The organism is Bacillus sp. 95MFCvi2.1 (assembly GCF_000374965.1).
Taxonomy (GTDB): Bacteria; Bacillota; Bacilli; order Bacillales; family Bacillaceae_G; genus Bacillus_A; species Bacillus_A pseudomycoides.
The window spans coordinates 17,973-29,537 of sequence record NZ_KB895728.1 but is presented as its reverse complement, the minus strand read 5'-3'; the positions used below and the strand labels follow the sequence as shown (position 1 = coordinate 29,537).

The 11,565-nt window shown below is 34.0% G+C and carries 17 protein-coding genes and 1 pseudogene; 3 read left to right on the top strand and 15 right to left on the bottom strand.

Going from position 1 to position 11,565, the window contains the following annotated elements:
* Nucleotides 1-169: 169 nt before the first annotated feature.
* Together C568_RS33850 and C568_RS0127630 are read left to right on the top strand one after the other, a co-directional pair.
* A pseudogene (locus C568_RS33850) lies at nucleotides 170-340 on the top strand (Gfo/Idh/MocA family protein); the annotation flags it as partial.
* Between the two features lie 473 nt (nucleotides 341-813).
* On the top strand, nucleotides 814-1,473 hold the full coding sequence (locus tag C568_RS0127630; RefSeq protein ID WP_018783393.1) for a DUF1349 domain-containing protein: 660 nt from the start codon (nucleotides 814-816) through the stop codon (nucleotides 1,471-1,473).
* Nucleotides 1,474-1,571: 98 nt separating this feature from the next.
* Here the strand turns inward: C568_RS0127630 and C568_RS36175 are convergent, their stop codons facing one another.
* Genes C568_RS36175 through tnpA form a run of 3 tightly spaced genes read right to left on the bottom strand, consistent with a single transcriptional unit; the run spans nucleotide 1,572 to nucleotide 2,763 of the window.
* Nucleotides 1,572-2,051, bottom strand: a complete 480-nt coding sequence (locus C568_RS36175; RefSeq protein WP_095995487.1) for a transposase domain-containing protein — start codon at nucleotides 2,049-2,051, stop codon at nucleotides 1,572-1,574.
* Between the two features lie 38 nt (nucleotides 2,052-2,089).
* Nucleotides 2,090-2,446 carry an IS66 family insertion sequence element accessory protein TnpB gene (tnpB, locus tag C568_RS0127620; RefSeq protein ID WP_018783391.1) on the bottom strand — a complete coding sequence of 119 codons (357 nt, stop codon included), beginning with the start codon at nucleotides 2,444-2,446 and terminating at the stop codon, nucleotides 2,090-2,092.
* On the bottom strand, nucleotides 2,443-2,763 hold the full coding sequence (tnpA, locus tag C568_RS0127615) for an IS66 family insertion sequence element accessory protein TnpA (RefSeq protein ID WP_018783390.1): 321 nt from the start codon (nucleotides 2,761-2,763) through the stop codon (nucleotides 2,443-2,445). The genes tnpB and tnpA overlap by 4 nt, the downstream gene beginning before the upstream one ends.
* Nucleotides 2,764-3,093: 330 nt before the next feature.
* Here tnpA and C568_RS0127610 point away from each other — a divergent pair, with 330 nt between their 5' ends.
* Nucleotides 3,094-3,912, top strand: a complete 819-nt coding sequence (locus tag C568_RS0127610; RefSeq protein ID WP_018783389.1) for an alpha/beta fold hydrolase — start codon at nucleotides 3,094-3,096, stop codon at nucleotides 3,910-3,912.
* Nucleotides 3,913-3,971: 59 nt separating this feature from the next.
* Here C568_RS0127610 and C568_RS0127605 read toward each other — a convergent pair whose 3' ends face one another.
* The 12 genes from C568_RS0127605 to C568_RS0127550 all read right to left on the bottom strand — a co-directional run bounded on the left by C568_RS0127605 (nucleotide 3,972) and on the right by C568_RS0127550 (nucleotide 11,476).
* A complete protein-coding gene (locus C568_RS0127605) occupies nucleotides 3,972-4,301 on the bottom strand; it encodes a hypothetical protein (protein WP_231399055.1) in 330 nt (109 codons plus the stop codon).
* Between the two features lie 60 nt (nucleotides 4,302-4,361).
* Complete coding sequence (imm47, locus tag C568_RS0127600) at nucleotides 4,362-5,159, bottom strand: Imm47 family immunity protein (RefSeq protein ID WP_018783387.1); 798 nt, start codon at nucleotides 5,157-5,159, stop codon at nucleotides 4,362-4,364.
* Between the two features lie 30 nt (nucleotides 5,160-5,189).
* Complete coding sequence (locus C568_RS0127595; RefSeq protein ID WP_029427886.1) at nucleotides 5,190-6,323, bottom strand: suppressor of fused domain protein; 1,134 nt, start codon at nucleotides 6,321-6,323, stop codon at nucleotides 5,190-5,192.
* Nucleotides 6,324-6,472: 149 nt separating this feature from the next.
* Entirely contained in the window at nucleotides 6,473-6,820 is a 348-nt protein-coding gene (locus tag C568_RS0127590; protein WP_018783385.1) for a hypothetical protein, read from the bottom strand.
* 67 nt (nucleotides 6,821-6,887) lie between these two features.
* Nucleotides 6,888-7,283 carry an immunity 22 family protein gene (locus C568_RS0127585; protein ID WP_018783384.1) on the bottom strand — a complete coding sequence of 132 codons (396 nt, stop codon included), beginning with the start codon at nucleotides 7,281-7,283 and terminating at the stop codon, nucleotides 6,888-6,890.
* Between the two features lie 119 nt (nucleotides 7,284-7,402).
* Nucleotides 7,403-7,972, bottom strand: a complete 570-nt coding sequence (locus C568_RS0127580) for a suppressor of fused domain protein (RefSeq protein WP_018783383.1) — start codon at nucleotides 7,970-7,972, stop codon at nucleotides 7,403-7,405.
* Between the two features lie 69 nt (nucleotides 7,973-8,041).
* A complete protein-coding gene (locus C568_RS0127575; protein ID WP_018783382.1) occupies nucleotides 8,042-8,470 on the bottom strand; it encodes an SMI1/KNR4 family protein in 429 nt (142 codons plus the stop codon).
* Between the two features lie 149 nt (nucleotides 8,471-8,619).
* Nucleotides 8,620-9,117 (bottom strand): hypothetical protein, encoded by a 498-nt coding sequence (locus tag C568_RS0127570; protein WP_018783381.1) that lies wholly within the window; start codon nucleotides 9,115-9,117, stop codon nucleotides 8,620-8,622.
* Between the two features lie 140 nt (nucleotides 9,118-9,257).
* Nucleotides 9,258-9,725, bottom strand: coding sequence for a DUF6985 domain-containing protein (locus C568_RS0127565; RefSeq protein WP_018783380.1), 468 nt, complete (start codon nucleotides 9,723-9,725; stop codon nucleotides 9,258-9,260).
* Between the two features lie 70 nt (nucleotides 9,726-9,795).
* Nucleotides 9,796-9,984: a DnaB-like helicase N-terminal domain-containing protein gene (locus C568_RS0127560; protein ID WP_018783379.1), complete on the bottom strand. Its 189-nt coding sequence runs from the start codon at nucleotides 9,982-9,984 to the stop codon at nucleotides 9,796-9,798.
* On the bottom strand, nucleotides 9,981-10,853 hold the full coding sequence (locus C568_RS0127555; protein WP_018783378.1) for a DnaD domain-containing protein: 873 nt from the start codon (nucleotides 10,851-10,853) through the stop codon (nucleotides 9,981-9,983). Before C568_RS0127555 ends, C568_RS0127560 begins: the two co-directional genes overlap by 4 nt.
* Nucleotides 10,854-11,131: 278 nt before the next feature.
* Complete coding sequence (locus C568_RS0127550; RefSeq protein ID WP_018783377.1) at nucleotides 11,132-11,476, bottom strand: DUF2185 domain-containing protein; 345 nt, start codon at nucleotides 11,474-11,476, stop codon at nucleotides 11,132-11,134.
* Nucleotides 11,477-11,565 lie beyond the last annotated feature (89 nt).

Here is an 11,565-nt window from a genome sequence, read left to right as displayed (position 1 = left end):
TAAGGATGGAAATTAGAAGTTCAATTTTGCAAAGATGGTGGGAAAATGGAAGAGAAAAAAACAAGAAGTAAGAAATATTATAGAATTGCTTTTCTTGTATCAACAAGTTACATTTGGTTTTTGATTCTAGCGGCATACAGTATGGGGATTCCGCAATATATCAAGTTGCGTATTTGAAAAATATCAAGATCTTTTTAATGAAGTGGATGCAGTTTGCATTTGTACACCTAATAAGTTCCATGCCGAAATTTCCATCAGCGCATTAAATAGAGGAATACACGTGCTATGTGAAAAACCTATGGCTTTAACATCAAAAGAATGTGAAATGATGATATCTTCAATCTATTCTAATTGAAGAAAGTCCTTCTGACATGTGGTGGGTTTAAATAGCAAAGCTCTAGAGCAATTCTTTTTATTGAATCTTATTATTAATTTAATAATATATATATAATTTGTCATTTACACCTTCACTGGTCACATTGGACATAGTCTTTTCCATATCCAAATTCATCTACCTCCTATTCACTAGGATACACCCTTCACGTTCTCTGAGGAGGGAGTCTTCTTAGCTATTATGATAAAAGTAGTAAATTTGAAAGGTATTCTATTTCAAAAATACAATATCCTAAGGGAAACGATTGCATAACAAATATAGCTATTCAAGCAAATAGCATAGTAATCATTCTTGAACAAAAAATGTATTTTTATTAAAAATTACATTTTTTCTCAAGAAAACGATTGCATAAATCGTGATTTTAATACTATTATTTACATATAAAGAAATAATTACAATAACAAAAGGAGATGTATTTTATGTGCTCATTATTATTGTATGAAAAGTTTCAAAATGAAACTCTTCATCCGAGCCTAAATTGGTATTGTCAACCAGAAAACTGGGATATCCAAAAAAAAGATACTGGGCTTATTATTCAGCCTGAAGAAATGACCGACTATTGGCAAAAAACACACTATGGATTTGCTGTTGATAATGGGCATTTCTTATATTCAGAGATGAATGAGGATGTAATTATCACTACTAGAGTACGGTCATATCCTGTACATCAATATGATCAGGCTGGGTTAATGGTTCGATTTTCTAAAGACTGTTGGTTAAAGACGTCTATAGAGTATGAACCAAATGGTATGTGTAAACTTGGAGCTGTAGTAACTAATCACGGTTACTCAGATTGGTCTACTCAAAACTACAAAAAAGGACCATGGGAGCTATATTTTCGCATTCGTAGAGAGTCCAAAGACTATATCGTTGAATTTCTAGAAATTGAACATGATAAAGAGTTCACTTTAAAAGAATTAAAAGAACAAACTTGGAATCAATTACGTATTACAAGATTAATGGAAGATGCAGAAGATAAAGTTTTCCAATGTGGTGTATATGCTTGTAGTCCACAAGGAAAGGGATTTACCGCTGAATTTGAATTCCTAGCTATAGAAAAAGGTACGATAAAACCCTAGGCTTTATAAAATGTAAGAATTGGAGAAAGAAATGAATTTGTTAATTTGGAGTAAACGTCAAGTAACTCCAAATTATACAATAAAAGTTGATTTTGGAGTTATTGTTTGTTTGCTTCACTTTTTTTGGGTACTCTGCATCTAGACGGTAAATCTGTTGACCACGGCAAGACTTTATCAATTTCTTCTTTATTATTTAAATCGATATTGGGGAGTGTTTCAAACAAATAAAGAAGATAATGATAGGGACTTAAATTATTCTCTTTTGCTGTTTCAACCGGAAGGTTTTGGACAGACTCATCCCTATGACCGCGCTTCTTCTTACGACGATAGGTGATTGTTTCAATAGCTAGTTCGGGGGTTTCAGAATCACTTTCTTTCTCAGCCTCATTAAACAGTTCTAAAGCGAGTTGATTATTAGGTGTTTTTTCGCTAGACGTACCAAACCGTTTTTGTTGACTAAGACGAAATTGTTCTTCATACCATCTCACTTTTGCCGTGAGTTCCTCTACTTGAGCTTGAAGTGATTCAATTGTGGGTTGGTTTGAATGTGAAGGTGTTGTTTTCATAGATAAATCCATTCGACAAAATCATTCAAATTCCTTTTTCATGTATGATTTTATAGAATGGCTCTCGCATATACAGCTTGATGCCCTTGTTTTTGTTGAAAAGCAAATCCATCAAGAAGCCACCTCAATTGTCGTCTTGATATGGTAAGTGGCACACCCCGATGCCCAGTTGGCCAATAAAACGTTCCCTTTTCCAATCTGCGATAGTGCAACCAGAAGCCATTATGTTCCCAAACCAGAATTTTCAGCTTATCCCGTGAGCGATTGCAAAAAACAAATAAACAAGAAGAAAAGGGATCTAACTCAAATTCTTCTTTTACAATAGCCGCTAGTCCATCAATTGATTTACGTAAATCTGTTGCCCCTTGTGCAAGATATACTTTTTCAATCGCGATCTCTAATATCATTGTTGCTTCACCGCCTGCATCACTTGTAGGAGCATTTGTGAAGCAAAAGGTACATCTAATTCAATGGTTGCTTCTTGAATGTAGATTCGAATCGTGGCATGTATGTTTTCTTCTACGACAGGGACATTCATAGAAATCCAATTCACACGCTCATTATTATTTTGATCTTCAGTTTCAAGTGATAATTTTTGCAGCCAGTAATATAGCCGATGAACCGGTAGGTTCTGTTTTTGACACCAGGCAACTTTGGATAATCCACTGTTTTTATAGTCTTGAATATAAGTTTCCCATTCTTTCTTTAATCGGTGTCTTTTCATAAAAAAACCTCCACATGTAGTATGTAAGGAGATTATCTCATGGGTTATTTACAAATAGTAGGTGGGGAATATTTGACGCTTACCTCATAAATAACCGTGGCGAAACAAAATTTTAGTGTTGAGGTATTTTTAATCCAACATGATTTCAAAACAACAATTTGAGCGTAACTGTAAACTATGGTGACTTTGTTTCTTAGTTAATTTCTGCATTTTATATCATTCGCCAATCATATAAAGTAAAGAGGACTACCGATTATAGTTAAAAGCGATAAAAATGGAACCCCTTATTCATTTTTTATGATAGATAAGAAAAAAGGAGAGATCTTACAAATGACTGTAGTGAAGAATGGAACATTGCAAGTGCCTGGAACGAGTCTTTACTATGAAATTAGAGGAAAAGGACCTGTACTTCTAATGATCCATGGCGGCGGTGGTGACGCTGATAAATTTCTTAAAGTCGCTAATCATCTTGTTGATTGGTATACAGTTGTTACCTACGACCGCCGTGGACATTCCCGCAGTAAGCTTACCAATCAAACTGAGGATTACCGCGTGGAAACACATAGTGACGATGCTCACCACCTGCTAGCTAAACTGACCGATGAACCGGCATACGTATTCGGAAGCAGCTCCGGTGCTGTTATCGGACTCGATCTGTGCCTACGCCATCCAAGGCAGATAAAGCTACTAATCCCTCACGAACCCGTTTTATTGCAACTTTTATTCGGTGATGAGCAGGTGCAGGCTAGAAAATTCATGGAAGTCCTTAAGAAAAATCATAAAAGCGAGGTCATAAAGTTATTATCAAATGTAGGAGTGGACACTAGCAATCTAAAACAACTGAATGATGTGCAAGCAAAGCGAATGCTTAGTAATTCAACGTATTTCGTTGAGTATGAAATACCGGGAATTCTCCGCCATTCACTAGATATCGATGCCTTGAAGACTGCATTAATATCTTCATCGATGCAAGTACTTCCAGCCGGGGGAAGTGATTCACGAGATTTTTTCGCTTACCACTGCGCAGTCGCATTAACGGAACAAATAGGAACAGAAATTGTGGAGTTTCCAGGGCATCATGGAGGCTATAACACAAGTCATCATAAAGAATTTGCTGAGAAATTACACGCGATTTGTTGTTCACATTAATAAAGACAAATAAAAACTAGCAAAATGAAATTTGCTAGTTTTTATTTACTTCGGGACTACTATTCATCAAAATCATCCCTAAACATTACATTATCAATTGCTTCCCTGTCTTTTGCAATACCTTCTATTGTCCCAATTAGATTTCTTACCATCTCAAGTGTAATCCATTCTTCCTCTTCATAAATTTTTATACTTGCTCCCATTGAAAGTAATTCCTCAGCACATTTCACTAAAGATCTCAATTGATCTGCATCATCATAATTACATTCCATTACAGGCTTTTCTGTTTTCATATTTTGTTTGATTTCACTTATCGATTTAGACGTTTTCTTTCTAATCAAAGGCAGATACTTATTAGAATTCGAATCATGAAGCACTACTACATTCACAGTAACCAACTTAACTATCCCTCCTCCAATTAAAATTCTATTATTCCATCATTTCAACCACTATGATAATTTAAATCCATAAAAATATTTTCGACCTCTTTCCCAACTTCTTTTCGAGATAGTATCTATATAGGTTACAAAATCTTTATAGTTATCATTACGAATTATCGTATGATAATCAGCAAGTACTTTCTCTCCTGTCCAAATTGATAATAAGGATGGTATAAACTCCATTTTTAATGGTTCTTCATGATTTGTTGCTCTTATGACTCGTTCAAACAGTTTTTTTGTTAAATCCCCAGGAAACGCTGGAATCTGATAGAAATAATACTTTTCCACATCACATTTTTTTATGTAATTAAGATAAAATTCACCAATCTCGTCTACACTTACTTCTTCCCCGATAACATCTTGATAGTTTATAAAAAAGTCAATAGAATCTCTTATGATCATCGAAGTATCTGTTATTTCATCCCACTTTTCAAGTAACACTAATAAATACGGAATAACCTCCATAGAGAGCGATGTAATAGCTGCGGATGAAAATGTATCTACTGCGTATTCACTTGCTAAAGCTAAAAATGTAAGATTATTAGAATTCCTAATATCTTCATGTGTAGCAATAGAACAAAAAATTCGAATACATAAGTTTAATATTTGTTCATCATTCGTATGATTCATTAGTTGAATTAGTAATTGTTTTTGTGAAAAATCACCAGCCTTAAACAGCTCTATTACATTTAGCAAAACTTCCTTTTCTGTTTTAGCATTCAAAACCCTCTTTTTTATATCTGAAATCGATTCAATTGGTCTATTCCCATACCAAATACGATTCATTATATTTGTACCTTCAATCAAAACATCCAACTCCCTTGTAATGACCGTTTTCTATACCCCCACATTTACTCTTTTCATATCAAGAATATCTGTGATTCCTTTTTCATTCATTTTATTTAATAAGTATGTATAACCTTTCTCTAAAGCAAGATTTCTTTCTTCTTCATAAATAGGTAAAAGTGTATAAAAATTAATGATATTACCTTCTAGAGTCACTAATTTCTCCAACCCCTTTTCTTGCACTTTACATACCATAATACAGGATAGCTTTGTATGAGACGCAAAAGGCTGCGGTGGTTCTCCATTTGGAAGAATCACTCCTTCGGTTAGCCATCCGTCATAACTATGAGGAATATGGGCTGTTTTTCTTAACCATCCTAGAGGCCAATAAATATTTTGATCCTTCAAATCCTCTTTATTCATCGGCCAGTCTACAGGTAACTTTTGTATCAATTCAGCATACTTAAACTCACTTGCTTCTTCCGAATTGTCCATCGGATAATCACTCATCCCAGTAGTCACAAGCGTTATGAAATGATTCTCTTTAGATGGTGGTATGATATGAATATGAATCCCTACTCTACTTCCAGGTATGATTTCACTTATAGTCGTAACTGGAGATCTGAAGTATTTTGCTACATGTTCTAAAATCTGATTTTGTTTACTCTGATTATCGTAATTTGTTACAGATGAGTTACTTTCATCTACAGTTTCTAATAATTGAATCATTTCAGTTTGTCCCTGCTCTCGAGCAAAAGCCAATGCATCCCTATCACCACTATACTTTACACTTGAATCAATACCACTTTTGATTAGAATCTCTGCAATATCTACATGACCATTACTTATTGCACCAAATAACGGATTCCTTTCTGGTTCGGTGACATCCATCTTTGCGCCGCAAGACAATAAATATGTAACAATCTCTATATGTCCTCCTGAAGCTGCCTCGTTGATTGCCCCGCCGCCGTATACACCACCATTTTGATTCTCGTCTGCTCCTAAGGCTATAAGCTGCTTAACAATCTCAAGTCTTCCTTTTGAAGATGCGACATGGAGCCATGTCCCAAAAGGTGTCATCATATGTAATCTCTCAATATCATTACCAATTAATTCAACAACCCTTTCCGTATCACCTAACTTAATTGCTGAACGAATTTCTTTTGCAGTGTGTATAGGATTCATAATTTCTCCTCCCATTGCGCTACATCACCTATTTATTTAACATAAAACAATCGTATATTACGATATGGATATTTTTAACAATTCCTAAAATTAATTATATTACAAATAAACTTAACGTAAACTTCAATTCACTCAAAAACAAAGAGGATCTAAAATACGAGATCCTCTTCAATTTCCTGTATAATATTCCAATCCACACCGTCTTCTAACTCATTTTCAAGTTCTTCTAATAACCGAATCCCTTCTTGTTCAATACCCGCTTCATATCCATGAACCTCAAAATATCTTTTTTTATATTTTGTATACCAATAATATGTACTATACATGATCGAATGTTTCTCTTCTTTTCCGATTAAATTCATTGCGGTTTTGCTTAAAAAATCATAATAACTCCAAAACTCTTTTAATCTCTCATCACTAAATATCTTACTAGTAACCTTTTCTACTTTGTCTCGTTGCATTAATTTTGTTAATTCCAATTCTTTTATTATTTCCACTAAGTTATCCCTTTCCGTCCGTGTTCATGTTTATTATATTCCGATTCTTCCATTGAACCCGATGTCTTTACCACCTCTCATCAACAATTACAGTATATTGAGCAACACCAATACACTCCAATTCGTTATTTTTATATGTAATCTTTGTTTTTCTAGCGTCATATTCAAAATTATAAACTAGAATCGCAGTATTAAATTCTTTATTAAAGTTAACATTATCAAATTGTTCAGTAAATTGTTCATAATATGAAAAGCCCTTTAATAAATCTTGAATATTATTTGTAAGTGGTTGAAAAATCCATTTCTTTTCGACTAAATCACGATCATAATAACCTAGGTTAAAATGTTGTTCGAATATAGAAGGTATACTATCCCCATCTTCTGTATATTTAATATTCGTATAGTTTTCAAACTCATCATTACTCTCAAAATTCCCAATCCATACTGTTACTTTTTCATTCATCTTATACTCCCCTTTTATTCTTTTGGCGAGGTGATGTTTCGGTTCTTTAATTTATCTTTTCTATGATATGTACTATTTCGTTTAAACCATAATAGACCTTTATCGGGACTAGCTAATCCTCAATTTATAGACTCCCTGCTAACATGAAAAGGATCCACATGATTCTCTTCTAATAATTCCTCAAATTTCTCTGTTCCGTATTTTAGAAAATATTCATATTCCGACTCCGAAATAAAAAATGCCAGCAACACTTTACCATCCTTTTCTGCATTTCCAGTCAGTACATAGCTGTATTCCTCTGGGAAAGCGAACGGTTCAGTAAAGTAAACTGCACTTTTATTGTATTTTCGAACAAAAGACTTATCGATACTTTCAATGCCACTAATTGCTGTTCCACGACCTATTTCTATTCGATTCGCTATACAATAAAATAAAGCATTTGCCAAAATATATCCTACACTACGAAATGCCCCATCAACTACCATTGAAACCTCAACATTATCCCCTACTATTTCTTCATATTTACTAACTCCAAGTGTATTAAAAACAAGACATTCTTCAAATACATTTTCATATTTCAAAATTTGTATACTCGGCATGTCCTCACCATTTTTAAATACTTCCCGGTCGATTGGCTCACCTAAGTATTTACTATAATGGTCATAATACAGCTCTCCATAATGAATCATTCTTTGAATTCCCCTTTATACACATGAATTTTTATTCTATTCCCCTGAAGGCTATATAACTGTTTAACTTTACTCCTCATATAAATAATCAAGAAATTCATTTATATTATTGGCTAAAAAATACATATTTTTCATACCGTCGTGCTCTTCATCATGAGCCCAATGAAAGATTTTTTCACAGTATTCCTCATTGATCCCCAAACATATTTGGTTACCGCCAGGATCATCTGCAATTGGTATAAATCCCATATCTAAAAGATCATCAAAAAAATCTATTATTTTATCCAAATTATCATACATACTCCCAATTCCATAGAAAATGTTTAATACACTTTCTCCTGCATCATCTGAGATTTTATACATACTTGCCTTTGGATAGCCTCCATTATATTTTAATAAAAACTCTCTATAATATTTCGGTAATCGCAGCTGATGTTTTTCCTCAAAAGCTTCTAATTCTTCTAATGATAATTTTTCATGAATCATTTCAATCTCCAACGTAGTTCCACTCCTTGGTAAATTATTTTCACCATCTCTTTTTGATTGCGTATCATCGGCATAAGTTCGTTAGACATATCCTCTTTCAGTAAAAATCACTTTTCTCTATTCTGTGATACTCTAAAAAACAGGCCGTTATCTTTTGCGTATTAATCCCACCACTTTTCCTCATCAGAAACCCATATATTTTTCTGCAAGTCAAATGATTGATTAGCATCATGAAAACCACAATAGGCGGGTAATTTTATACTTCCTCCATTTGCTTTATTCCAGCAATCAACAAACCATTCCACAAGGGTTTTTTCCTCATCTTCCGATATGATCCCATCGTTTTCTTCATAAAACTCCCAGAACTCGTCTGATTTATCATAAGAAAGGTTATAGTATGATATACGTTCGATTAATTCATGACTTCCTGCAAAAACACTGCTATCGTTTCCTTCGTAAAAAACCTCACTTGCTTCTCTATTCATAGAAAACATCATGATAGAAAGGTCAAACGATCCGATAAAAATCATAAAATCTACTAACTCTATTTTACTATAATAATTAAAATTAAGAATTTCTCTTATATTATGAATCAACCTTTCTGAATTTTTTTCAAGATTTTCTTTTACCGAGCTAATGTATGTATCTTTTGTAAACAATTCATTCCCCTCATGCTTCATTTAAATTTAAATATAAATTAAAACTCTTTACACATAATATAATTGAGCGTCTTCTTTTCTTCATCAATTTCATATTTTAAAAGAAAACTCTAAGCTATCTTTATATTACTTCACCCTATTCAAATCGCAACATCCTGATAGCCTACTTCGGTTACCTTTTCATTTATAAGAAGAAGACCTAAACCATTTTCCATATCCCATGTACAGTCGAAGGTGAGTCCGATCCCTCGCCCTTCAAAAATATCCGCATACGGAACAACAATTCCAACTAAACTTATCCTATTAAGAAGTTGATCAGTTGTTTCAATTAAAGGATAATGTTCATTAAATTCAATATCATAACCAAGCTCATACCTTTTTTGTTTATAATAATCTAAAATCGGTTGCAAAATACTTTGTTGCACTTGCTCCCAATTTTTCATCAGTGAATCATATGATTCATATTGTTCTTTGTCAAATCCACTCTCCTCTTCGCCATCTACCATTAACGCTATCTTAGCTTCCTTTCCACAAAACGTTATAGTAGTGTACCTTACCCATCCGTAATTATATTCAAGTTCACCAAAAACGGCATCGTTTATTATCATTTTAAGATCTCCTTTTTCTATTTTGTAACAAATCTATCAGGCTCCATCTTAAATTAGCATGCAAGTTAATCTACTTAAGTAAAATTATCTTGTCTAACTGCAGCCCGTCTTCCTTTATTTTTCGTATCGAATTGAATATAGTTTGATACACACCCATAGAAAAGTACCGCTCAATTAGGTGACACTCCTTAATTGGTTCACCATCAAGAAGCAAAGATCCTAACACCATTTGTTCCGCCTCGATATGTTGAATACTCACGGCTGCCACCCTTGTTCCTGCAAGAACTTCTGTAATTCTTCCTCAGACGGAACATTCTTCTTCCACTCTTCACACTCCTCCAAAAACTTCTCCGTCTCATAAAGAATAGACGGCTCCTTCTTTCGAAACTTCGCTGCTGCTTCCTCTATTTCACTGAGCTTCGTATATCCTTTCCCATGCCAATCTCGTAAAATCCCCTTCACATAAGCAAGCGTCCGCTTATTATTTTCATAGGCAATCTGAAGTGCCTTTAGTACAAGCTCCTCCGACAAATCCGTAACCCATTCACTTAATTCCTCCGCTGCATATGATGACAAACTACCGAAGTTTTGTTCATAAAACGTGAATACACTGCTACCTGGATTCGCTTTTTCTTCTACTTCTTCTACTTTCTCATCCTGTGCACAACCTTGAAAAACTTCTTGCGGAATCACATCAGATACTTCAACTGGCATTCCGAAATGTTCTAACAATAACGGAATATTCAACTCTTCCTCGAGGCATCTTTGAAGAAACATATGTACAAACTCTTTATTTTTCACAGTCTTTAACTCACGTAACACACACTTTTCTATGTTCGTATTTGTAACAGGGTTATAACGTAACCAATTTAGAACATATAACTCCTTCGTTTTCGCGTCATATAATATCTTTCCATACGCAACAAACCTCTGCAACAACTTCTCAACCGTTTCACGGTTATACCCCGTTTCCATCTCTACCAAACGTAGTGGCAGTGAGTAAATCCCGCATTGTGTCGTCTTCGAACATGTCAGCAAATACATATAAAAATAGCGCTCCTCTGGCGTGAAATCAAGTACAAACTCATCTTGCCAAAAATTCACCTGTACACTCCGGTATACTCCCATGTTTCTTCCTCCCGCCTTTTTAGTGGTAAATATAGAATTGGTTACTCCTTCTATATATAGGATTGCAGGCAGGAATTTGGTGGATTTATTTTATAATTTTTACTAGTACTAGAATGTTACTTTTTTATTTTTTCATAGTAGTTCTTGTAGTTGTTTTTTCTTTTGTTTATTTAATGATTTATTACTTGGTAGGGGTTTATAAGGGAGTTGGAAGGGGCTTATAAGGGGCTTGTTTGTCATCTACTAAAGAACTTATAAAATAGAGCTACATGAAAAAACTAGTTTTGTTTTATAAGTTCATTAATGGTCACTTCTTTATCGGCGACTACATCATAAAATCCAATATGAATACCTTCTTCATATAGCCAGCATAGATCCGTTCCATAAGGCGCTTCAAAAATCTCAAACATTACAGGGACGATTTTAAAAATAGATTCCGCGTTTAAAATGATGAAATTATCCGCATGATTCACATATTCATCAGTATCATCTATAGCATACAAATTCCAGCCATTTAATTGCGGGATAGAACTTTCTTGTCTAAATGAATATCTAACTGGTTTTCCAGCCAGAATATTTTTTGAAACGACAAAACCACCATACTCACTATTATTTATTTTCATTTTCAAACTCCTTAATACTTGAATTAACAGCATGCTTTATTAAAATTTCATAAACTAGTTTCATCTTATCAGTAGGCAATTTATTGTTT

Bases quoted from the DNA above. Each gene is read 5' to 3' on its own strand.
- C568_RS0127630 (WP_018783393.1), top strand. From the start codon at position 814: ATGTGCTCATTATTATTGTATGAAAAGTTTCAAAATGAAACTCTTCAT.
- C568_RS36175 (WP_095995487.1), bottom strand. From the start codon at position 2,051: ATGGATTTATCTATGAAAACAACACCTTCACATTCAAACCAACCCACA.
- tnpB (WP_018783391.1), bottom strand. From the start codon at position 2,446: ATGATATTAGAGATCGCGATTGAAAAAGTATATCTTGCACAAGGGGCA.
- tnpA (WP_018783390.1), bottom strand. From the start codon at position 2,763: ATGAAAAGACACCGATTAAAGAAAGAATGGGAAACTTATATTCAAGAC.
- C568_RS0127610 (WP_018783389.1), top strand. From the start codon at position 3,094: ATGACTGTAGTGAAGAATGGAACATTGCAAGTGCCTGGAACGAGTCTT.
- C568_RS0127595 (WP_029427886.1), bottom strand. From the start codon at position 6,323: ATGAATCCTATACACACTGCAAAAGAAATTCGTTCAGCAATTAAGTTA.
- C568_RS0127585 (WP_018783384.1), bottom strand. From the start codon at position 7,283: ATGAATGAAAAAGTAACAGTATGGATTGGGAATTTTGAGAGTAATGAT.
- C568_RS0127580 (WP_018783383.1), bottom strand. From the start codon at position 7,972: ATGATTCATTATGGAGAGCTGTATTATGACCATTATAGTAAATACTTA.
- C568_RS0127565 (WP_018783380.1), bottom strand. From the start codon at position 9,725: ATGATAATAAACGATGCCGTTTTTGGTGAACTTGAATATAATTACGGA.
- C568_RS0127555 (WP_018783378.1), bottom strand. From the start codon at position 10,853: ATGGGAGTATACCGGAGTGTACAGGTGAATTTTTGGCAAGATGAGTTT.
- C568_RS0127550 (WP_018783377.1), bottom strand. From the start codon at position 11,476: ATGAAAATAAATAATAGTGAGTATGGTGGTTTTGTCGTTTCAAAAAAT.